General features: G+C 69.5%; 20 protein-coding genes and 2 pseudogenes. 19 read left to right on the top strand and 3 right to left on the bottom strand.

Annotated elements, in window-relative coordinates; all coding sequences use genetic code 11:
* The first annotated feature begins 41 nt into the window (after positions 1–41).
* The 4 genes from lipB to H4N64_RS13225 all read left to right on the top strand — a co-directional run bounded on the left by lipB (position 42) and on the right by H4N64_RS13225 (position 3,118).
* Positions 42–839 (top strand): lipoyl(octanoyl) transferase LipB, encoded by a 798-nt coding sequence (gene lipB, locus H4N64_RS13240; protein ID WP_186282466.1) that lies wholly within the window; start codon positions 42–44, stop codon positions 837–839.
* Positions 840–945: 106 nt separating this feature from the next.
* Positions 946–1,911 (top strand): lipoyl synthase, encoded by a 966-nt coding sequence (lipA, locus tag H4N64_RS13235; RefSeq protein WP_186282465.1) that lies wholly within the window; start codon positions 946–948, stop codon positions 1,909–1,911.
* Between the two features lie 247 nt (positions 1,912–2,158).
* Complete coding sequence (locus H4N64_RS13230; RefSeq protein WP_186282464.1) at positions 2,159–2,359, top strand: SCO2195 family GlnR-regulated protein; 201 nt, start codon at positions 2,159–2,161, stop codon at positions 2,357–2,359.
* Positions 2,360–2,416: 57 nt separating this feature from the next.
* Positions 2,417–3,118: a DUF4191 domain-containing protein gene (locus tag H4N64_RS13225; RefSeq protein WP_186282463.1), complete on the top strand. Its 702-nt coding sequence runs from the start codon at positions 2,417–2,419 to the stop codon at positions 3,116–3,118.
* 79 nt (positions 3,119–3,197) lie between these two features.
* Here H4N64_RS13225 and H4N64_RS13220 read toward each other — a convergent pair whose 3' ends face one another.
* Positions 3,198–3,665, bottom strand: a complete 468-nt coding sequence (locus H4N64_RS13220; protein ID WP_186282462.1) for an RDD family protein — start codon at positions 3,663–3,665, stop codon at positions 3,198–3,200.
* A gap of 210 nt (positions 3,666–3,875) precedes the next feature.
* Here H4N64_RS13220 and glnA point away from each other — a divergent pair, with 210 nt between their 5' ends.
* The 5 genes from glnA (at position 3,876) to pspAB (ending at position 10,081) form a co-directional block, all read left to right on the top strand.
* Positions 3,876–5,285 carry a type I glutamate--ammonia ligase gene (gene glnA / locus H4N64_RS13215; protein WP_186282461.1) on the top strand — a complete coding sequence of 470 codons (1,410 nt, stop codon included), beginning with the start codon at positions 3,876–3,878 and terminating at the stop codon, positions 5,283–5,285.
* A gap of 100 nt (positions 5,286–5,385) precedes the next feature.
* A complete protein-coding gene (locus tag H4N64_RS13210) occupies positions 5,386–5,646 on the top strand; it encodes an SCO2583/SCO2584 N-terminal domain-containing protein (RefSeq protein ID WP_186282460.1) in 261 nt (86 codons plus the stop codon).
* A gap of 150 nt (positions 5,647–5,796) precedes the next feature.
* A complete protein-coding gene (locus H4N64_RS13205) occupies positions 5,797–8,520 on the top strand; it encodes a substrate-binding domain-containing protein (protein WP_186282459.1) in 2,724 nt (907 codons plus the stop codon).
* Between the two features lie 53 nt (positions 8,521–8,573).
* The gene (htpX, locus tag H4N64_RS13200) at positions 8,574–9,491 is read left to right on the top strand and encodes a zinc metalloprotease HtpX (RefSeq protein ID WP_186282458.1); all 918 of its coding nucleotides are present in this window, start codon (positions 8,574–8,576) and stop codon (positions 9,489–9,491) included.
* Positions 9,492–9,493: 2 nt separating this feature from the next.
* Entirely contained in the window at positions 9,494–10,081 is a 588-nt protein-coding gene (gene pspAB, locus H4N64_RS13195; protein ID WP_186282457.1) for a PspA-associated protein PspAB, read from the top strand.
* 7 nt (positions 10,082–10,088) lie between these two features.
* Here pspAB and H4N64_RS13190 read toward each other — a convergent pair whose 3' ends face one another.
* Positions 10,089–10,364 (bottom strand): hypothetical protein, encoded by a 276-nt coding sequence (locus H4N64_RS13190; RefSeq protein WP_186282456.1) that lies wholly within the window; start codon positions 10,362–10,364, stop codon positions 10,089–10,091.
* Positions 10,365–10,456: 92 nt separating this feature from the next.
* On the opposite strand from H4N64_RS13190, the gene H4N64_RS13185 reads away from it, so the two are divergent.
* On the top strand, positions 10,457–10,573 hold the full coding sequence (locus tag H4N64_RS13185) for a DUF1269 domain-containing protein (RefSeq protein WP_260859702.1): 117 nt from the start codon (positions 10,457–10,459) through the stop codon (positions 10,571–10,573).
* Between the two features lie 46 nt (positions 10,574–10,619).
* Here H4N64_RS13185 and H4N64_RS13180 read toward each other — a convergent pair whose 3' ends face one another.
* Entirely contained in the window at positions 10,620–10,931 is a 312-nt protein-coding gene (locus tag H4N64_RS13180) for a hypothetical protein (protein ID WP_186282455.1), read from the bottom strand.
* A gap of 233 nt (positions 10,932–11,164) precedes the next feature.
* On the opposite strand from H4N64_RS13180, the gene H4N64_RS13175 reads away from it, so the two are divergent.
* The 9 genes and pseudogenes from H4N64_RS13175 to H4N64_RS13135 all read left to right on the top strand — a co-directional run bounded on the left by H4N64_RS13175 (position 11,165) and on the right by H4N64_RS13135 (position 20,282).
* A complete protein-coding gene (locus tag H4N64_RS13175; RefSeq protein WP_186282454.1) occupies positions 11,165–11,527 on the top strand; it encodes an arsenate reductase family protein in 363 nt (120 codons plus the stop codon).
* Positions 11,528–11,796: 269 nt separating this feature from the next.
* Positions 11,797–12,540: a hypothetical protein gene (locus tag H4N64_RS13170; protein ID WP_260859701.1), complete on the top strand. Its 744-nt coding sequence runs from the start codon at positions 11,797–11,799 to the stop codon at positions 12,538–12,540.
* Between the two features lie 115 nt (positions 12,541–12,655).
* Positions 12,656–13,321, top strand: a complete 666-nt coding sequence (locus H4N64_RS13165; protein ID WP_186282452.1) for an RlpA-like double-psi beta-barrel domain-containing protein — start codon at positions 12,656–12,658, stop codon at positions 13,319–13,321.
* A gap of 332 nt (positions 13,322–13,653) precedes the next feature.
* Entirely contained in the window at positions 13,654–14,682 is a 1,029-nt protein-coding gene (glnII, locus tag H4N64_RS13160; RefSeq protein ID WP_186282451.1) for a glutamine synthetase, read from the top strand.
* A 65-nt stretch (positions 14,683–14,747) separates the two neighbouring features.
* A complete protein-coding gene (locus tag H4N64_RS13155) occupies positions 14,748–16,541 on the top strand; it encodes a HEAT repeat domain-containing protein (protein WP_186282450.1) in 1,794 nt (597 codons plus the stop codon).
* 49 nt (positions 16,542–16,590) lie between these two features.
* Positions 16,591–17,613: an SDR family oxidoreductase gene (locus H4N64_RS13150; RefSeq protein WP_186282449.1), complete on the top strand. Its 1,023-nt coding sequence runs from the start codon at positions 16,591–16,593 to the stop codon at positions 17,611–17,613.
* A gap of 120 nt (positions 17,614–17,733) precedes the next feature.
* Positions 17,734–18,135, top strand: a pseudogene (locus H4N64_RS13145) (sensor domain-containing protein); the annotation flags it as partial.
* Positions 18,136–18,531, top strand: a pseudogene (locus H4N64_RS13140) (LuxR C-terminal-related transcriptional regulator); the annotation flags it as partial.
* Between the two features lie 200 nt (positions 18,532–18,731).
* Positions 18,732–20,282, top strand: coding sequence for a DUF1996 domain-containing protein (locus H4N64_RS13135; RefSeq protein WP_186282448.1), 1,551 nt, complete (start codon positions 18,732–18,734; stop codon positions 20,280–20,282).
* Positions 20,283–20,322 lie beyond the last annotated feature (40 nt).

Here is a 20,322-nt window from a genome sequence, read left to right as displayed (position 1 = left end):
GGCACCCTTCGTGCCTTACGACGTCCAGGGAGGCGCTTGCCGTGAGTGAGTTGCGGTTCGTCCGTATGGGGTTCGGCGGACACGCCGTCGAGTACCAGGAGGCCTGGGACGAGCAGCGCCGGGTGCACGCGGCCCGGTTCGCCGACGAGGTCCCCGACACCGTGCTGCTCCTCGAACACCCGCCGGTCTACACGGCCGGCCGGCGCACGGCGGACAACGAGCGGCCGCTGGACGGCACCCCGGTCATCGACGTGGACCGCGGCGGCAAGATCACCTGGCACGGCCCGGGCCAGCTGGTCGGCTACCCGATCCAGAAGCTCCCGCGTCCGGTGGACGTCGTGGCGCATGTACGGCGCCTGGAAGAGGCCCTGATCCGCACCTGCGCGGAGTTCGGCCTGGAGACCACCCGGGTCGAGGGCCGCAGCGGTGTGTGGGTGCTCGGCGATCCGGTCGAGACGCGTCCGGCGCTCGGCGGCCTCTCCCTCGACTTCGACCCACGGCTCCAGGACGAGGAGTTCGACCCTCGCCTGAACGGCCCCGAGTACGCCCCGTCCAACGCGGGCCAGCGCCGCGAGGACCGCAAGATCGCCGCGATCGGCATCCGGGTCGCCAAGGGCGTCACGATGCATGGCTTCGCGTTCAACGTGAACCCGGACAACAAGTGGTTCGACCGGATCATCCCGTGCGGCATCCGGGACGCGGGCGTCGCCTCGCTGGCCGACGAGCTGGGCCGGGACGTGACGATCGACGAGGTGCTGCCGGTCGTCGAGCGGCACTTGACCGACGTACTGGAGAACGCGGAGCTGAAGCCGCGGGAGATCGAGAAGGCGACGGCCTGACACGGGGAATCAGCCCCAGGGCCATGGGGTTGGCCTGACAGCAGGGCTGAGTAAACACGGGCGTACCCTGGTGTACGCCGAAGAATCGAAGCTACAGGGAGCCGATGTGTCCGCAGTCACACCCGACGGACGCAAGATGCTGCGCCTTGAGGTCCGGAACGCCCAGACCCCCATCGAGCGCAAGCCCGAGTGGATCAAGACCCGGGCGAAAATGGGTCCCGAATACACGAAGATGCAGAACCTCGTGAAGAGCGAGGGCCTGCACACGGTCTGCCAGGAAGCCGGCTGTCCCAACATCTACGAGTGCTGGGAGGACCGCGAGGCGACCTTCCTCATCGGCGGCGACCAGTGCACCCGGCGCTGTGACTTCTGCCAGATCGACACCGGCAAGCCCGAGGCGCTGGACCGCGACGAGCCGCGCCGCGTCGGCGAGTCCGTGGTCACCATGGACCTGAACTACGCCACCGTCACCGGCGTCGCCCGCGACGACCTGGAGGACGGCGGTGCCTGGCTGTACGCCGAGACGGTCCGCCAGATCCACCAGCAGACCTCCTCCCGCGAGGCCGGCCGCACCAAGGTCGAGCTGCTGGCCCCCGACTTCAACGCGGTGCCGGAGCTGCTCCAGCAGGTCTTCGAGTCCCGCCCCGAGGTCTTCGCGCACAACGTCGAGACGGTCCCGCGGATCTTCAAGCGGATCCGCCCGGGCTTCCGCTACGAGCGTTCGCTGAAGGTCATCACCGAGGCCCGTGACTTCGGCCTGGTCACCAAGTCGAACCTCATCCTCGGCATGGGCGAGACCCGCGAGGAGATCAGCGAGGCGCTCAAGCAGCTGCACGAGGCGGGCTGCGAGCTGATCACCATCACGCAGTACCTGCGCCCCTCCGTGCGCCACCACCCCGTGGAGCGCTGGGTCAAGCCGCACGAGTTCGTGGAGCTGAAGGAGGAGGCCGAGCAGATCGGCTTCTCCGGTGTGATGTCCGGCCCCCTGGTGCGCTCCTCCTACCGGGCCGGCCGGCTGTACCAGATGGCCGTCGAGAAGCGTGGCGCCTACGTCGCCTCGCAGGCGGTCTGATGGCACGGAGTGCCATCGTGCGCGTGTGAAACTGCGCACAAGCAACTACCGCTCGGTAAAGGCCGATTGACGCGGTCCTGAGCGTCCCCGCAGATGGGGGCGCAGTCAGGGCCGCGTCAGCGTTTTCGGGCCACATATCAAGGCTTCATTGGCGTTTGACCGGTCGGTCATGCCCTGGTAACACCAATCAGTGACGCTGGACTCACACCACGTACACCCGAAGCCGCTCCGAGGGGGGACCTCCACCATGCAGGCCGCGCCGGTACGCGCCACCGCCATCCCGTCCTTCGCCACTGCACTCCGTGCCGTCGAATCGCTGCTCATGAGCGGGGGCCAGCGCACCGCCCGCCGCAACGCCTGGACGTCCGTCCTGGAGGACCGCCGCCGCGCCAAGGACCGTGTCGAGGCCCAGCAGGTGCTGGAGCGCGCGCTCTCCTCCCGTCCCTGACTTCGGTGACCGGCACTGCCGTCGTCGGCGCTCCCGGGGCCACGTAGACTTCGTGCCATGGCGAGAAGTGACAGCGCGGCGGATGCCGCTAACCCCGGGCGTCTGAAGCAGATCGCCCTGACGTACAAGATGACCCGCAGGGCCGACAAGAAGATCGGCCTCGTGCTCGCGGGCGTCTTCCTCCTCATCCTCGGTGTCTTTCTCGCGATCGGCTTCCTGATCGGTCACCCGATCTATCTCGGCATCCTGGGTCTGCTGCTCGCCTTCCTCGGCACGGCGATCGTGTTCGGGCGGCGGGCCGAGCGGGCCGCCTTCGGACAGATGGAGGGCCAGCCGGGCGCGGCCGCGGCCGTACTGGACAACGTCGGCCGGGGCTGGACGACCACCCCCGCGGTGGCGATGAACCGCAGCCAGGACGTGGTGCACCGGGCCGTCGGCAAGGCCGGCATCGTGCTGGTCGCCGAGGGCAACCCGAACCGGGTGAAGAGCCTGCTGGCCGCTGAGAAGAAGAAGATGAACCGCATCGTGGCGGACGTGCCGGTGCACGACCTGATCGTCGGCGTCGGCGAGGGACAGGTCGAGCTGAAGAAGCTGCGCACGACCATGCTCAAGCTGCCGCGGGTGCTCTCCGGCCCCCAGGTGACCGCCACCAACGACCGGCTGCGCGCCCTGGGCGACCTGATGAGCAACATGCCGCTACCGAAGGGCCCGATGCCCAAGGGCATGAAGCTCCCCAAGGGCGGCCCGAACGGCCGCTGACCCACCCTCCACGACGAAGGGGGCACCCGGAGTGATCCGGGCGCCCCCTTCGTCGTGGAGCAGCTTCTTCGCAGAGCCGTCAGATCCGGACCTCGACGGTGCGGGCGAGACGGTCGTGCAGGCCACGGCCGTCGCGGTCCCAGATCAGGGCCGGGACGGCGAGGCAGAGCAGGACCGTGCGCAGCAGGGCGCGCAGCGGGTTGACGCGGCCGGTGTCCAGGGCGAGCACCCGCAGGCCGAAGAGCCGCTTGCCCGGGGTGAAGCCGACGCTGCCGACGGTCAGGGCGCTCATCACGAACAGGATGAGCAGCGCCCAGTTGCCGGTGGCGGTGTCGTAGCCCTGGGTGATCAGGCCGTATGCGATCAAGAGGCACAGGCCCCAGTCCACGGCCAGGGCGCCGAGGCGCCTGCCCGGGCGGGCGATGGAGCCGGGCCCGTGCTCCGGCAGACCGAGTTGCTCACCCCGGTATCCGAAGTCGACACCGGCGTTCTCCATGGCCGCGCGGGGCCCGGAGAGCCACGATCCGATTGCTTGCCTGTTGTCCACCCGTCCACGGTACTGCGCCCTTATTTGACCGGGGACAGGTGGGGTGCCTCGGGGCTACCGTGGAACGAGGGCCGGTTAACTTGTGCGAAACAAATGGGTCACGCCCGAGAAATCACGCGTCCCTAGGGTCGAGGTCAGCGTGTGCCACCGCACTGGCCGCACGAACGAACTACCACCCCGGCACGGACGGTCGGGAGTAGGAGGAGCTGGATGTTCCAGAACGCCGACGAGGCCAAGAAGTTCATCGCGGACAAGGACGTCAAGTTCATCGACGTCCGATTCTGCGACCTGCCGGGCGTCATGCAGCACTTCACGGTGCCCGTCGAGGCGTTCGACCCGGACGAGGAGCTCGCGTTCGACGGTTCGTCGATCCGTGGTTTCCAGGCCATCCACGAGTCCGACATGGCGCTGCGCGCGGACCTGTCGACCGCCCGGGTCGACCCCTTCCGCCGTGACAAGACGCTGAACATCAACTTCTTCATCCACGACCCGATCACGGGCGAGCAGTACTCCCGTGACCCGCGCAACGTGGCGAAGAAGGCGGAGGCGTACCTCGCCTCGACCGGTATCGCGGACACCGCGTACTTCGGTCCCGAGGCCGAGTTCTACGTCTTCGACTCGGTCCGCTTCGCGACCTCCGCGAACGAGTCCTTCTACCACATCGACTCCGAGGCGGGCGCCTGGAACACCGGTGCGCTGGAGGACAACCGCGGTTACAAGGTCCGCTACAAGGGCGGCTACTTCCCGGTTCCGCCGGTCGACCACTTCGCCGACCTGCGCGCCGAGATCTCCCTGGAGCTGGAGGCGGCCGGCCTGAAGGTCGAGCGCCAGCACCACGAGGTGGGCACCGCCGGCCAGGCGGAGATCAACTACAAGTTCAACACGCTGCTCGCCGCGGCCGACGACCTGCAGCTCTTCAAGTACATCGTGAAGAACGTGGCCTGGCGCAACGGCAAGACCGCGACCTTCATGCCGAAGCCGATCTTCGGTGACAACGGCTCGGGCATGCACGTGCACCAGTCGCTGTGGAGCAACGGCGACCCGCTGTTCTACGACGAGGCCGGCTACGCGGGCCTGTCGGACACCGCCCGCTACTACATCGGCGGCATCCTCAAGCACGCCCCGTCGCTGCTGGCCTTCACCAACCCGACGGTGAACTCCTACCACCGTCTGGTGCCGGGCTTCGAGGCGCCGATCAACCTGGTGTACTCGCAGCGCAACCGCTCCGCGGCCATGCGTATCCCGATCACGGGCTCGAACCCGAAGGCCAAGCGCGTCGAGTTCCGTGCGCCCGACTCCTCCGGCAACCCGTACCTGGCCTTCTCGGCCCTGCTCCTCGCGGGCCTGGACGGCATCAAGAACAAGATCGAGCCGGCCGAGCCGATCGACAAGGACCTCTACGAGCTGGCTCCCGAGGAGCACGCGAACGTCGCCCAGGTCCCGACCTCGCTCCCGGCCGTCCTCGACTCGCTGGAGCGCGACCACGAGTTCCTCCTCGCCGGCGACGTCTTCACGGCCGACCTGATCGAGACCTGGATCGACTTCAAGCGCGCCAACGAGATCGCCCCGCTGCAGCTGCGTCCGCACCCGCACGAGTTCGAGCTCTACTTCGACGTGTGATCGACGCCTGAGCCGTCCCGCGGCGCCCCCGTTCCTGTTCCTCAGGGCGGGGGCGCCGTCGTATCGTGGGGGTACTGCTGTTCGAGAAGGGTTAACGGGGATGTCCGAACGGGACGACGGCGAGCGGGAGTTCGACATCAAGTGGGCGGACGCCGCCGCCCACAAGGAGCCCTCCGCGCGGGCCCGGATGCTGGCCGCGCGCTGGAAGGAGAACCCTCCTGGGCCCGTACCGTTCCGTGGCGACCCGGATCCGGTGCGTCACAGTCGGCGCCGGTCGTGGATATCCACGGCCGTGGTGCTGGGGAGCGTCGCGGCGATCATCGTGCTGCTCGGGTACAGCGGTTTCCGGGCGGGTTATTAAGAAGCGGTTTCTTTGAAAGCGCTCTAGTCAATCCCCGTGCCTGCCAGGGGTATTGGGCTGCATGATGTTGCTGCGCCTCTTGGGCGATTCGCTTCGCAGTCCGCCTCACGATCGGTTGGTCCGGTGGCAGTAGCCCGTACCCGCACAGCGATGATCTTCACGGCCCTTCCAGTGGAGTACGAGAAGGTCGAACGGCATCTCAAGGCGGCCGGCGCGACGCGCTCCGGTCCCGACGAACTCGACGGCGGTACCCGCGCGGCCGTCTACGAGCTGAGCGGTCGGGTTCCCTGGCGCGTGTACCTGGCCAAGACCGGGACCGGCAACACCACGACCGCCACGGCGGTGAGCAGTTGGCTGGCCAAGGTGCAGCCGGAGGCCGCCTTCTTCGTCGGTATCGCCGCGGGTCGCAAGGACGCCGTTCCCAGGGATGTCGTCATCTCCGAGACCGTGTACGAGTACCAGCGGGGCAAGCAGTCGGAGCAGGGATTCCACGCCCGCCCCAGGAGCTGGGAACCCCCGGGCGAGGTCCTCAGCACCGCGGAACAGGTGGCGGACGAGCTCACCCCGCTGATCACCGGCAGCATCCATGTCAAGCCGATCGCGTCCGGGGACACGGTGATCGACTCCCCGTACGCCCCCGAGCACCGGATCATCCGTACTCACTACGAGGACACGGCGGCGATCGAGACGGAGGGCGCCGGCTTCGCCCGGGCCGTCCAGAGCCGTGCCTCCACGGGGCTCAAGTGGCTCCTCATACGGGGTATCAGCGATCTGGCGGACGGGGACAAGAAGGGGCTGGAGGCGGCAGACGGACAGAAGGACGCCGCGCTCAACGCGGCGCACGTGGCCGTCCGTATCCTCCTCGCGCTCGACATCGAGCCGTCCGCGCAGCCTGCTCGCTCCACCGCGACCCTGTCCTTACGGATGCCCAGGAAGCCGGGCAGGCCTCCTGTCGAGCCCAGGGCGAAGGGCGATCCGGGCCCCCCGCCACGGAGAAGGCCGACCGTCTCGGGCCCCGGTCGGCGGCGGCTGCTGTGGGGCGTTCCGCTGATCGCCACGGCGACGATCCTCGCGGTCGTGGCCGCGCAGTCCTTCGGCGGCGGTGACTCCGGTGACGACGACAAGCCGCCCGCCGCCTCCCTCCCACGCTGCGGCAAGGCCGACACCGAACTGCACATCGCCGCCTCCGTCGACAAGTCGGAATCCCTGCGGCGGGCGGCGGAGCACTACGGCCACCGAAGCGATGGCGGCACGTGCGTGGAGGTCGTCATCGACGACAAGAACTCGGGCGAGGCGATGCGGGCGCTGACCCGGGGCTGGGGGGAGAACGACGGACCGCTGCCCGACGTATGGTCGCCGGCCGGGGGCGCATGGCTGTCGTTGGCTCGGACCAACGCGAAGGACGAGACCAGGGGCCTGTTCCCGGAGCAGGCGGAGCCGATCGTCACGAGCCCGCTCACCATCGCCATGCCGCGGCCGATGGCCGAGGTGCTGGAGTGGCCCGAGAACCGGTTCAGCTGGAGTGAGCTGGCCGGCTGGTCGAGGAACGCCAAGGGCTTTTGGGGCAAGAAGAACCGGGGCAAGCCGGACTGGGGGGACTTCAAGCTCGGCAAGACCAACCCCGAGTACTCCACCTCCGGACTCAACGCGACCATCGGCGCCTTCTACGCCGCGACCGGCACCAGCGGCGAGCTGAGCAAGGGCCGCCTCGACGACTCCGGCAACCGCGCGTTCGTCAAGGACATCGAGCAGTCCGCGGTGCACTACGGCGACACCACGCTGACCTTCACCGCCAATCTCCGGCGAGCCGACGAGCAGAACAAGGACAAGGCCATGTCGTACATCTCCGCCGTCACGCTGGAGGAGAGCACCGTGGCGGCCTACAACGCGGGCTACCCCTGTGGCGCGCTCAGCCAAGAGAAGGTCTGCGAGAAGACCACCAAGCCGGAGACGCCCCTGGTGTCGTTCTATCCGACGGACGGAATCCTGTTCTCCGACCACCCCTACATCAAGCTGAACAACGGCATGGACGAGGCGAAGGAGGCGGTGGCCGACGACTTCCTCACCTACCTGCACGCCCCCGAGACCTTCGCCCGTGACTTCGCGCCCTTCGGCTTCCGCACCCACGAGGGTGCGGTCCCGAAGAACTCCCCGCTGCTCACCGAGGCCAACGGAGTCAAGCCCGACACCGAGCTCGATCCCCTGTCCACGCCCCAGGACGACGTACTGAAGCATCTGCTGGACATCTGGCCCGCGCTGCGGCGGCCCGCCAATGTGCTTCTCGTCATCGACACCTCGGGGTCGATGAACGACGAGATCACAGGTACCGGAGACAGCAAACTGCAGCGTCTGAAGCAGGCGGAGACCGAGCTGCTCGGTGAGTTCACCGGGTCGGACAAGGTCGGGCTGTGGAAGTTCTCCGACGCCGAGGATCTGGGCGGCGGCGCGGACTACCGGGAACTCGTACCGCTCGGCCCCTACCACGGGGCCAGCAGCAAGCTGATGTCCGAGAACTTCCGCGCCCTGGAGGCGGAGGGCGCGACCGGCCTCTACGACACGCTCGACGCGGCGACCGAGGCCATGCGGGACAAGTACGACCCGAGGGCCATCAACGCGATCGTCCTGCTCACCGACGGTCGCAACGAGGACCGGGGCAGTCTGACCGAGGAGGAGCTGCTGCGGCACATCAGGGACACCTCACAGCCTCAGGTGCGCGTTTTCACCATCGCCTATGGCAGCAAGGCCGACGACCGGGACAAGGGCGGCAGGAGCGTGCTCCAGCGGATCGCGGACGCCGGCGGCGGAAAGATGTACGACGCGCGCAATGCCGAGACCATCGAGAAGGTGATCACCAGCGTGATCTCCAACTTCTGACGCCCAGGTGCACACTGGCAGTGGGACGAGTGCCTGACTGCGGGGTGAGGCAGATGCAGAGCCGCTTCCGGAGCGATCGGGGGCTGACCGCCCGTATGGGCGTCACCCTGTTCCTGCTGGGACTGCTGTACGTGGTCTTCGTGGGCGCCCTGATCGTGTTGCTGAAGTCCTGGGTGCTGGTCGTGGTGGTCGCCGCGGGGTTCCTCGGGGCGCAGTACTGGTTCTCCGACCGGGTCGCGCTGTTCGCGATGCGTGGGCGGGTCGTGGAGCGGGAGGAGTATCCCGAGCTGCACGGCGTGGTCGACCGGCTGAGCACGCTGGCCGACATGCCCAAGCCGGTGGTCGCCGTATCCGATATGGACATGCCCAACGCGTTCGCGACCGGGCGCAATCCCGATCATGCCGTGGTGTGTGTGACCACGGGGCTGCTGCGGCGCCTTCAGCCGCAGGAGCTGGAGGGTGTGCTGGCGCACGAGCTGTCGCATGTGGCGCACAAGGACGTGGCCGTGATCACGATCGCGTCGTTCCTCGGGGTGATCGCCGGGCTGATCGTCCGGTTCGCCTTCTACTCGCAGCTCTTCGGCGGTGGGCGCCGCGATCAGAACACCGCCGTGGTCTTCGCCGCCGTCATGGGGGTGTCGGCGGCCGTGTACGCGATCAGCTTCCTGCTCATCCGGGCCCTGTCCCGGTACCGGGAGCTGGCGGCGGACCGGGCGGCGGCGCTGCTCACCGGGCGGCCCTCGGCGCTGGCCTCCGCGCTCACCAAGGTGTCCGGGGACATCGCCCGCATCCCGACCAAGGACCTGCGGACGGCACAGGCCTTCAACGCCTTCTACTTCACCCCGGCGCTCGGCCGCGAGCCCGGTATCGCGCAGCTCTTCTCCACCCACCCGAGCCTGGAGCAGCGCCTCGATCAACTGGGGCGGATCTCCGCCGAGTTGGGTGAGGCGGCGGCTCCCGGAGGGGCGTGAGCATGGGACTGCTGGACATCCTGCTCGGCCGTACGAAACCGGTCGCGCCCGATCTGGACCGGCTCTTCGGGTTGCCGTCGGCGGCCATCACCCTGGAGGCGGCCACCGGGTTCGTCCCGACCGGGAGCGGGGCCGTCTGCTTCGCCACCGTCGAGGGCGCCGTCTTCGAGCAGACGCACCGCGAGGTCCAGGCGCTGCTGGACGCGGACGCCGAGCGCGACGGACCGCCCGTACGGCTGACGCGGGACGACTACGGCTACTCCTGGCTGGTCTCCGAGCGCACCCCCGACCAGCTCCCCCAGCTGGTCAACGATCTGCACGCGGTGAACAGTTCCATGGAGGTCAACGGCTTCGGCCCGCAGCTGCTGTGCTCCCTCGCGGGCTTCCGCAACCCGGCCGAGGACCGCGCGCTGGCCCTGGTCTACCTCTACAAGCGCGGCACCTTCTACCCCTTCGCGCCGCTGCCCGGCGAGGCGCAGCGGCGCGACAACGCGCTCGAACTCAGGGTGAGGGCAACGCTGGGAAACGACCTGCGACTGGAGGAGGACCTCACCCGCTGGTTCCCGGTGTGGGGCGCCCCCGGCCTGTGACCCCCGCTCATCGGTTACGACCGCGGTCCTGGCGGCGGGCCTCCATGGGGCGCTCGCGGCGGTAGCGGCGCTCCCACTTGGCCTGTGTGTCGCGGCGGTCCCGGTAGGCGCGGTAGTCCGACGGCATCGTGCCGGATCCGCCGCCCGACTTGGGGGTCGGCGACGCGTCCCGCCCGTACTGCACGTACAGGAAGAGCACGGCGACGGCGGCGAGCCAGTAGAGAGGGTTTCCGAATCCCATCACGACGAGGACGACGGTCCCGGAAAGAACGATGGTGCCCATGACGGCCTCCCCTCCGTGGGCGTGGGTGGCTGAGATTAGTCCAGGCTAGGGAGCCGGGCACTCGGCGTGCATCCCCTTTTCCACCGGCCTGGGTGATCCCGCAACTCACCCCGTACGGCCGCGAGTTGGTGCAGACCTCGCTCAGCAAGGCCGACGAGGACCATCTGCGGGAGGCCATCGCGGCGGCTCGGAGGACGCCGGCGAGTTGAGGTCTCGTGCCGGGCGCCCCGTGACCCAGGGCACCCGGCATCGCGCTCACCTCGAATAGCGCATGAACGCTCGCACCATGTGGCACGTCGTGTCCGACGGGGGATGTACGCCGATCAGTTCCGCCGTGTCGCGGATCGTCTCGTTGCGGGCCTGGTTCGGGACGTAGATGCCCGAGTCGAGCAGGGCTATGGCGAGGCGCATGGCCTTGAGGCGGCGGTTGTGGGTGACGTACCACTCGCGGGGGCGGCCCGGGGGCAGCGGGCGCTTCTCCAGCGGTGCTGCGTACGGCAGGTCCAGCAGGACCGGGCGCTTGGCGGTGGACTGGGTCGGCTTCGGCTTCAGTGCGGCAGCGGGCACAGGCATCCTCCTGTCGCGGTCAGGGCGCCGTCCGTCCGGACGCTCCGGCGACACCCTCGAACACTGCTTCCAGTCTACTGCCCACCACTGACAATCAGCAGAGCGCCTCCGCCATCAAACTCCCTGGTGGAGAAGGTAATTGGCGGTCTGTCACAGCGGATCAGCGAGAGGCTCCTGGGGCGACACGAATTCGAACAGAGGGGACGTCCACCCCACCGCTTACCGTTGTCGCCATGGAGATCTGGATCAACCCCGCCTGTTCCAAGTGCCGCAGCGCCCTCACCCTCCTCGACGCCGAGGGCGCCGACTACACCGTCCGCCGCTACCTGGAGGACGTCCCGAGCGAGGACGAGATCCGTGCCGTACTCGACCGGCTCGGGCTCGAACCGTGGGACATCACCCGCACCCAGGAGGCCATGGCCAAGGAGCTCGGGCTGAAGGAGTGGGCGCGGGACGAGGACTCCCGGGAGCGGTGGATCGCGACGCTCGCCGCACATCCCAAGCTGATCCAGCGGCCGATCATCACCGCGGAGGACGGCACCGCGGTCGTGGCCCGTACGGACGAGGCGGTGCGGGACGCGCTGTCCCGAAAGTAACGGCCACATACGGTTGTTGACGGTTTGCCGCTCGGCGTGAGCGGAGGTCCCGCGGGCTGTTACCCTCCGCGGCCATGACACTCGGTGACCATGGAACGCCGTACGGGCAGCCGCAGAATTCTTACGGGCAACCGGAGCCCTCACCTTACGGGCAGCCGGAGCCCGCACCGTACGGGCAGCCGCCGTACGGGTACCCAGGGACCCCTTACCGGTACCCCGGCCAGCCGGACCCCCATGCCGCCTGGGCAGCCGAGCAGGAGCGGATACGGATGCGCCGGCGCCGCGGGCGGCGGGTGGCGGCCGGAGTGACGGGTGGGGTGCTGGCCGTGGCCGTCGTCGCCGGAGCCCTGCTGCTCACCGGCGGCGACGACGAGGACCCGGCGGCGGCCTCCGACTCGACGCCGAGCACCACCTCCGAGCCGTCCGCCTCCCCCACGGTTCCCCGCGTCGACGTCGGCATGCCGTCCGACGCCCCGAGCGCGCTGCCCTCGCTCCTGACCCGCCCCATCATCAGCCCGGAGCAGGCGTTCCCCCAGGAGACCGTGACACTCAAGGACGGTTCGACCTACGAGCGCGTCGACTGGGCGACCACCACGGACTGCACGCCCGGGATGACGCAGGAGCTGGCCGAGCTGATCGAGCAGGGCAAGCCGTGCGCGCGGATGACCGCGGCCCTGTTCACGGACGCGGACCGGCGCTCGCAGGTGACGGTCTCCGTGCTGAGTTTCGAGCGCCCCGAGGACGCCTCGCGGGTGTTCATGATGGCGTCGATGGACCCGGTGACCTATCAGGTCGTCTCCCTCGACCCGCCGCCGGAGGCGGGGCTGCCGACCGTGCCGCCGGGGTCGTCAGGAGTCTTCGAGCGGCTGATGACCGTGCGGTCCGTGGTGTTCGCCAACGGTCAGTGGGGCGACGGCTCCGCGACACGCGAGGAGGAGATCACCCGGCAGACGCAAGGGCTGCTTCAGCACGTCAACGACACGGTCGTGGCCTACGAGGACGGGGACGACTGAACGCCTCAACTCCCATGTGACGTAGGTTACTTGGATATCTTGTGTGACGCCTGAGTAACTTCGTTCGGTATCTCGTACATAGCGGCGAACAGCACCCCACCTCGCAGGAGGCGCTATGTCACGCAGGAGAACGCTCAGTACGAAGAAGAAGGTCGCGCTGCTCGTCAGTGCCGCGACGGTGGCGGGCGGTGGTGCCTTCGTCATGGCGAGCACCTCGAACGCCGCGCCGCCGAAGACCGCCGCGGAGTCGAGTGTCTGCCAGGGCCTCGCCACCGCGCTCGGCAACAACGAGCGGTTCATCGCGGACCAGAAGGCCAATCCGGACGCGCAGTCGCAGGCCCGCATCGCCAACCGCGAGGCGGTCATCAAGCAGATCAAGGTCCAGCAGGAGGCGTCCGGGTGCGTCGTCGGGGAGTCGGCTCAGGGCTCCCAGGCCGCACAGCCCGCCGCGCCTCCCGCGCAGTCGGAAGAGGCGGAACAGCCGGCGGAGCAGGCCCAGCCCGCCGAGCCCTCGCAGCCTGCGGCTGGGGCCGGGGAGCAGGTCTGCAACGGCTCCACCGTCACCCTCTCCGGTGAGGGCGGCGCCCCTGCCGCGTCCAGCAACCAGTTCCCGGCCGGCACCAAGCTGAAGGTCACCAACCTGGACAACAACAAGTCCACGACGGTGGAGGTCACCTCGGTCTCCGGCTCCTGTGTCCTGCTGAACAACGCGGCCTTCGAGCAGGTCCGCGAGCCCGGCAAGTTCCTGATCCGCCGGGCCGTGATCGAGAAGGTGGGGTGAGCCCCGAGCTCCGGCCTCGGGGGCGCCTCTGAGGCACCCCTGAGGGCGACCGGCTGTTACCGCGGGGGGCAGCCGGTCGCCGCTCAATCTCATCGCATACGAGTCCGGGGGACGGCGGCCGCACGCTCCACGACCGCCCTCGCCGCCGTCCGCCCGGCCCTCACAGCGTGAGTCGCACCACAGCACCACCAGGTAACACGGGGTTCACATTCGAGCAATGACCGGGAAATCGCCTGTTGACAGGCTCGCGGGCATCAAGCGCGGCGCCCCAGTGCCGCAGCGCCGCAGCACCCGCAAGTGCGCCTAGAGACCCACCCCGAAGGATGTGGCCCGTGAGCTTCAAGGCTGAGTACATCTGGATCGACGGCACCGAGCCGACGGCCAAGCTGCGTTCGAAGACCAAGATCCTTGGCGACGACGCCAAGGGCGCCGAGCTGCCGATCTGGGGCTTCGACGGGTCCTCCACGAACCAGGCCGAGGGCCACGCCTCGGACTGCGTGCTCAAGCCGGTCTTCTCCTGCCCGGACCCGATCCGCGGCGGCGACGACATCCTCGTCCTGTGCGAGGTCCTGAACATCGACATGACCCCGCACCCCACGAACACCCGCGCCGCGCTGGTCGAGGTCGCCGAGAAGTTCGCCTCCCAGGAGCCGATCTTCGGCATCGAGCAGGAGTACACGTTCTTCAAGGACGGCTACCCGCTCGGCTTCCCCAAGGGCGGCTTCCCGGCCCCGCAGGGCGGCTACTACTGCGGCGTCGGCGCCGACGAGATCTTCGGCCGTGACGTCGTCGAGGCCCACCTGGACAACTGCCTGAAGGCGGGTCTGGGCCTCTCCGGCATCAACGCCGAGGTCATGCCCGGCCAGTGGGAGTTCCAGGTCGGCCCGCTGTCCCCGCTGGAGGTCTCCGACCAGATGTGGGTGGCCCGCTGGCTGCTCTATCGCACCGCCGAGGACTTCGGTATCGCCGCCACCCTCGACCCCAAGCCGGTCAAGGGCGACTGGAACGGCGCCGGCGCCCACACCAACTTCTCCACCAAGGCGATGCGCGAGGGCTACGACGCGATCATCACCGCGTGCGAGTCGCTCGGTGAGGGCTCCAAGCCGCTCGACCACGTCAAGAACTACGGCGCCGGCATCGACGACCGTCTGACCGGTCTGCACGAGACCGCCCCGTGGGACAAGTTCTCCTACGGCGTCTCCGACCGTGGTGCCTCGGTCCGCATCCCGTGGCAGGTCGAGAAGGACGGCAAGGGCTACATCGAGGACCGCCGTCCGAACGCCAACGTCGACCCGTACGTGGTGACCCGCCTGATCGTCGACACCTGCTGCTCCGCCCTGGAGAAGGCCGGCCAGGTCTGATCCGCAGCCTCCCGACAAGGGGCGCCCGCCATCTGGTGGGCGCCCCTTGTGCGTATCGTGCGCCCATGGAGATCGACGGCATACCGGACGTGGCCGACCTGCTGCGGGACATGGAGTCCGACGACGTGGCCGTGCGCGAAGCCGCGCTGGGGTGGCTGGTCTCCGCCGCGTGGCGCGACGACGACTTCGCCGCGGCGACGGGGCGCGCGGTGCCGGAGCTGGCCCGGCTCGCCCGTCAACTGCCCGGTCACCGGGCGGAGTTGCTGGAGCTGCTCGGCGATCTCGCGGACCGCACCGACTGGTCCGACGGCGCCGAACCGACACGGCGGACGGTCACCGCCGAGCTGCCGTCCCTGCTGCCCTACGCGCACGACGCCGACCCGGGCACCCGCCACGCCGTGCTGTCGGCCGTCGTCGCATGCCGTCACCAGGACGCCCTGCCCCTGCTGCGGGCACGCCTCACGCAGGAGCCCGACCCGGTCGTGCGCGGCCATGTGGTGACCGCGCTGGCGCTGCTGGAACCGGGCGAGGGCGACTGGCGGCACGCGCTGCTCACGGACCCCGAGCCCCGGGTGCGGCTCGCGGCGGCCGAGGATCTGCTGCGTACGGCCGAACTGCCGCTCCCCCACGACCTGGTGGACATCGGCGCGCGGGCCTACGCGGCCGACCCGCACGAGCGGCAGCGCGGCTACTGGCCGAGCCCGTACGAGCCCTTCACCGAGCGCCTCCTGGAGGACCCCGAGGCAGCCGTGCGGGCCCTAGCCGGCGGGGTGCCGCTCGCCTTCGAGATCGTGGGGCGCTGGCGGGACCGCGAGGCGGACGTCCTGCCGTGGGCGCTGGGCGAGCTGGAGTCCTGGGAGCTTCGGGAACTGGCGCAACTGGCCTGCGTACTGCCGGCGGAGCAGCACGCGCGCGTACGGGACCATGTGCGGCCGTATCTGGCGGGGGATCCGCACACGCGGGCGGCGGCGGTCGACGCGCTGGCCCGCGCGCATGCGCCGGAGGCGATCGAGGAGGCCGTACGGCTGATCCACGAGAACTCCGGTCCGCCGCCCGTTCCGTACGAGGTGTTCCGGGCCGTCGTGGCGGTGACCGAGACCTTCGGGGCCGACGCGCTGCCCGTGGCGCGGGCGGTGGCGCGGGCCATGGCCCATCGGCCGGAGGAGATGTCCCCGTATCTGACGGGGGTGCTGACGGGGTACCCGGAGGTGGCGGCGGAGATCGTCGAGGAGCTGGCCGCACTGGTGCCGCGGCTGTCGAGCGGGTACGCGGGGCCCGCCGTGGAGGTGCTCGGCCGGCTGGGCGCGGCGGGCGGCGAAGTGGCCGAGCGGGCGCTGCTGGCGGCGACCGGGATCGACCACGCCGACCTGCGGACGCGCGCCGCGGTGGCGCATCACCGGGTGAGCGGGGACCCCGGGCCTGCCCTGGCCGTCCTGCGGCGGGAGTTGGAGCGCGACGAGTCGTCGTGGTCGGCGGGCCGCGCCGGTGAGCTCGGCCCCGCAGCCAGGCCCCTGCTGCCGCTCATCGAGCCGTTCCTCGCCGCCGACCGGATCGCCGCCTACCGGGCCGAGGCCGCGCTGGCCGTCTGGCGCATCACCGGCCGCACCGAGGACACCGTGGAGCCCATCGCCCGCCCCCTGGCCTCGACCGAGAGGTTCTACCCCCGAGAGCTGCGCGCCGTGGAGACACTCACTGAGATCGGTCTCCTCCCCCGCTTCGCCGTGGCCCCGCTGCGGCGGGCGGCCGAATCGCCGCGCCGGGTCGCCTCCGACGTGATGAACACCGAGGGCCGGCACCTCGACTACACCGTCCGGGACGCCCTGCGGGAGCTGTTGGCGACCGCCGAGGTGATCTGCTGACGGCAGAGTCCTGTTCCCAGCCGCGCCCGAGCAGGGCAGAGTCACCCTCATGAGACTTCTGGTGCTGGGTGGTACGGAGTTCGTGGGGCGGGCCGTGGTCGAGGCGGCGCTCGGGCGGGACTGGGAGGTGACCGTCTTCAACCGGGGGCGGCACGAAGCCCCGCCCGGGGCAAGGGCGTTGCACGGCGACCGCACCGCCCCGGACGGGCTCGCCGCGCTGGAGGAAGGCGGCGAGTGGGACGTCGTCGTCGACACCTGGTCGTCGGCGCCGCGCGCGGTACGGGACGCCGCACAGCTGCTCCGGGACCGCGTCGCGCGGTACGTCTACGTGTCCAGCTGCTCGGTGTACGACTGGGCCCCGCCCGCCGGTTACACCGAGGACGCGGCACTGGTGACCGGCGCCTCCCCCGACGCCGGGCAGACCGCGTACGCCCAGGACAAACGCGGCGCCGAGCTGGCCGTCCTCGACGCCTTCGGGCCCGACCGCTCGGCGCTGGTGCGGGCGGGGCTGATCATCGGGCCGTACGAGAACGTCGGCCGGCTGCCCTGGTGGCTGAACCGTATGGCCCGCGGCGGCCCGGTGCTGGCCCCTGGACCGCGGGAGCTGCCGATCCAGTACGTCGACGTCCGCGACCTCGCGCAGTGGATCCTCGGCGCCGCGGAACAGAAGTTGAGCGGCCCGTACAACCTGATCGGCCCCTCGGGACACGCCACGATGGGCACCCTGCTCGACGCGTGCGCGGCGGTCACCGGCGGCCGGGCCGAACTGCGCTGGACCGAGCCGGAGTTGATCCTGGAGGCCGGGATCGAACCCTGGATCCAGTTGCCGGTGTGGGTGCCGCCGGGCAGCGATCTGCACGACGCGCTGCACTCTGCGGACGTCTCCCGGGCCGTGGCGACGGGGCTGCGCTGCCGCCCCGTCGAGGAGACCGTCGCCGACACCTGGAGCTGGCTGCAGGGCCTCGGCGGTACGGCGCCGCAGCGCCTGGACCGGTCGACGAAGGGCCTGGACCCGGAGGTGGAGGCGAAGGTGCTGGCGTCGGCCGGGGGTGCTCCTGGCGCCACCCCCTGAGCCCGGGGGTGTATCTGGCACCACCCCCTGAGCGGGGTGTTCGGCCCCGTGACCCGCTCCCCCCGGCTCGTCCAGACTTGCGGCATGACGACCACAGAGGCGAAGAGCAGGGCACGGTGCATGGTGCTGGCGGCACTACGGGGACCCGGGCTTGCGCTGGTGCTGCTGCCGGGGGCCGTTCTCTGTTTCACGCTCTCCCTGGTGTCCATCGCGCTGATCCCGATCGGGGTCGGGATCGTGACGACACCGTGGGTGCTGACGGGGGTACGGGCGTTCGCGAACTGGCGGCGGGTAATCGCGGCACAGTGGGGCGGGGTGCGGATCCCTCCGGCGTACCGGCCGATACCGAAGGACGCCAACCCCTGGACCCGCACCTTCGGGATGCTGCGCGACCCGGCGACCTGGCGGGATCTGCGGTGGCTGCCGGTCGACATGACGGCGGGTTTCGTGACCGCGCTGTTGCCGGCCGTGCTGGTGCTGTACCCGCTGGAGGGGTTCGCGCTGGCGGCGGGGCTGTGGCGGGAGCAGCTGTACGCACGGGAGTTGCTGGCCGACGGCAGCGGCGGGGTGGGGTATCTGCTGAAGGACCGGGTGTTCGACGCGGACCAGTTCGTGGACGCCGTACGGCGGGTCGCGGCGGGCGGTACGGCGATGGACCCGCAGGTGATCCAGCAGCTGCTGACCCGGCGCGCGGCCGACGACCAGCCGCCGGCGCGGCTCACGCCCCGCGAGACGGAGGTGCTGGAGCTGATGGCGCAGGGGCGGTCGAACGCGACGATCGCCGACCGGCTCGTCGTCACGGAACGGGCGATCGCGAAGCACACCGCCAATATCTTCGCCAAATAGGGCCTGGAGGTGTCGGACGACGACAACCGTCGCGTGCTGGCGGTTCTCGCGTATCTCGACCACGGCCGCTGAAAACGGACCGGCCCGTGCACCCGCCGTGCGGGATCAACAACTCCCGGTATTTCTGGGGAAGTTGGTTCCACAGTGCCCTCACCAACTTCCCATCAATTCCCGAGACGACTGAACACCCGTGGGACGCCCTCCGTATGAGAGGGAGCCGCTTCACTCCTGTCGGGCGCCTCGCTGCCCCGCAAGGAAGTCAGAGGAGTTCCATGGGACGCAACACAAGAAAACGCCGTACGCCGCTGGCCACCAAGGCCATAGCCGCATCGGCGGCCCTAGCGCTCGGTGGGGGCGGGCTTGTATGGGCCAACTTCTACGCTTCGGCACATGAAGACGACTCCGGAGGGAACCGGACGAAGGCCACGGCCGCCCAGGTCGCGACGATCAACTGCCCGGACGTCGGCCAGAAGCTGACGGACGTGCCGGAGAGCGCGCGCGGAGGCGTCGCCAAGGAGCTGGCGCTCCTCGACAGGCAGATCACGGACGCCTACACGCGTCTCGCCGAGACGCGCCAGGCGCAGGCGGGTGACCCGAACTACGTCAACAACGCCATCCTCGGCCCGCTGAAGTCCAAGCGGGTGGCCACCCTCGACCGGATCGGCATCAACATCAACCGCGTCGGTGGCAAGGCTCCGCAGGGTCTGCAGGACCTCGCCGAGTGCCAGGGCGTCCCGGCCGAGCAGCCGCAGGTCGTCGACGGCGACGGCGGGGACCAGAACAACGACGGTCAGGACGGTCAGGACGGTCAGGACCAGAACAACGACGGTCAGGACGGCGGTCAGGACCAGGATCAGGACGGCGGTCAGGAGCAGGGCGGCAACGGCGGTCAGGCCGGCAACGGCCCGGTGGCCGACGACTTCATCAACATCGAGGACGTCCAGCCCAACTCGCGCAACCTGCCGAACGGTCTGGCCGCGAACGGCGACGGCGGTTCGACGGGCAGCTTCACCACGAACTGCGGCGTCAACGAGAACGAGAACCGCAACTCGGACAACGTGATCGTCGCTCCCGGTGTCAGCAACGGTGCGCAGCACCAGCACGACTACGTCGGCAACCAGGCCAACAACGCCTTCGCGAGCGACGAGGACCTGGCGAACGGCGACACCACCTGCCAGAACCAGGGTGACAAGTCGTCGTACTTCTGGCCGGTGCTGCGTATCCAGGACGGTACGCAGGACATCGACCAGGGTCAGGCCGGTGGCGGTCAGGACGGCAACGTCGGCAAGATCGTCGAGGCCAGCCAGGCGGAGCTGAAGTTCGTCGGCAACCGGACCAGCGATGTCGTCGCGATGCCGACGGCCCTGCGCATCATCACCGGTGACGCCAAGTCCTTCACCAACGGCCTGAACAACGCCAACACCTCCTGGAGCTGCACCGGCTTCGAGGACCGGCAGGTGACGGACAAGTACCCGATCTGCCCCGAGGGCAGCAGCGTGGTGCGGACGTCCAACTTCCAGAGCTGCTGGGACGGCCAGAACATCGACAGCGCCAACCACCGCACGCACGTGGACTTCGTCGAGGCGGACGGCAGCTGCTCGAACGGCTTCCAGGCCATCCCCCAGCTCCAGGTCCGCCTGGTCTACGACGTCCCGGCCCCGCAGATCAACAACGGGCAGGTCGTGAACCCGTTCGCGATCGACTCCTTCCCGGAGCAGCTGCACAAGCCGATCACCGACCACAACGACTTCATCAACTTCTTCGACGAGAACCTGATGAACGAGATGGTCAACTGCATCAACAGCGGCCAGGACTGCCAGTAGTTCTGAGCCATGGGGAAGCCGGCGGTGGGATTTCCCACCG

Origin of the sequence: Streptomyces cupreus (assembly GCF_014257025.1) — a bacterium.
Classification (GTDB): Bacteria; Actinomycetota; Actinomycetes; order Streptomycetales; family Streptomycetaceae; genus Streptomyces; species Streptomyces cupreus.
Note: the sequence above shows the minus strand (reverse complement) of the source record. Positions and strands in the feature narration are given on the sequence as shown.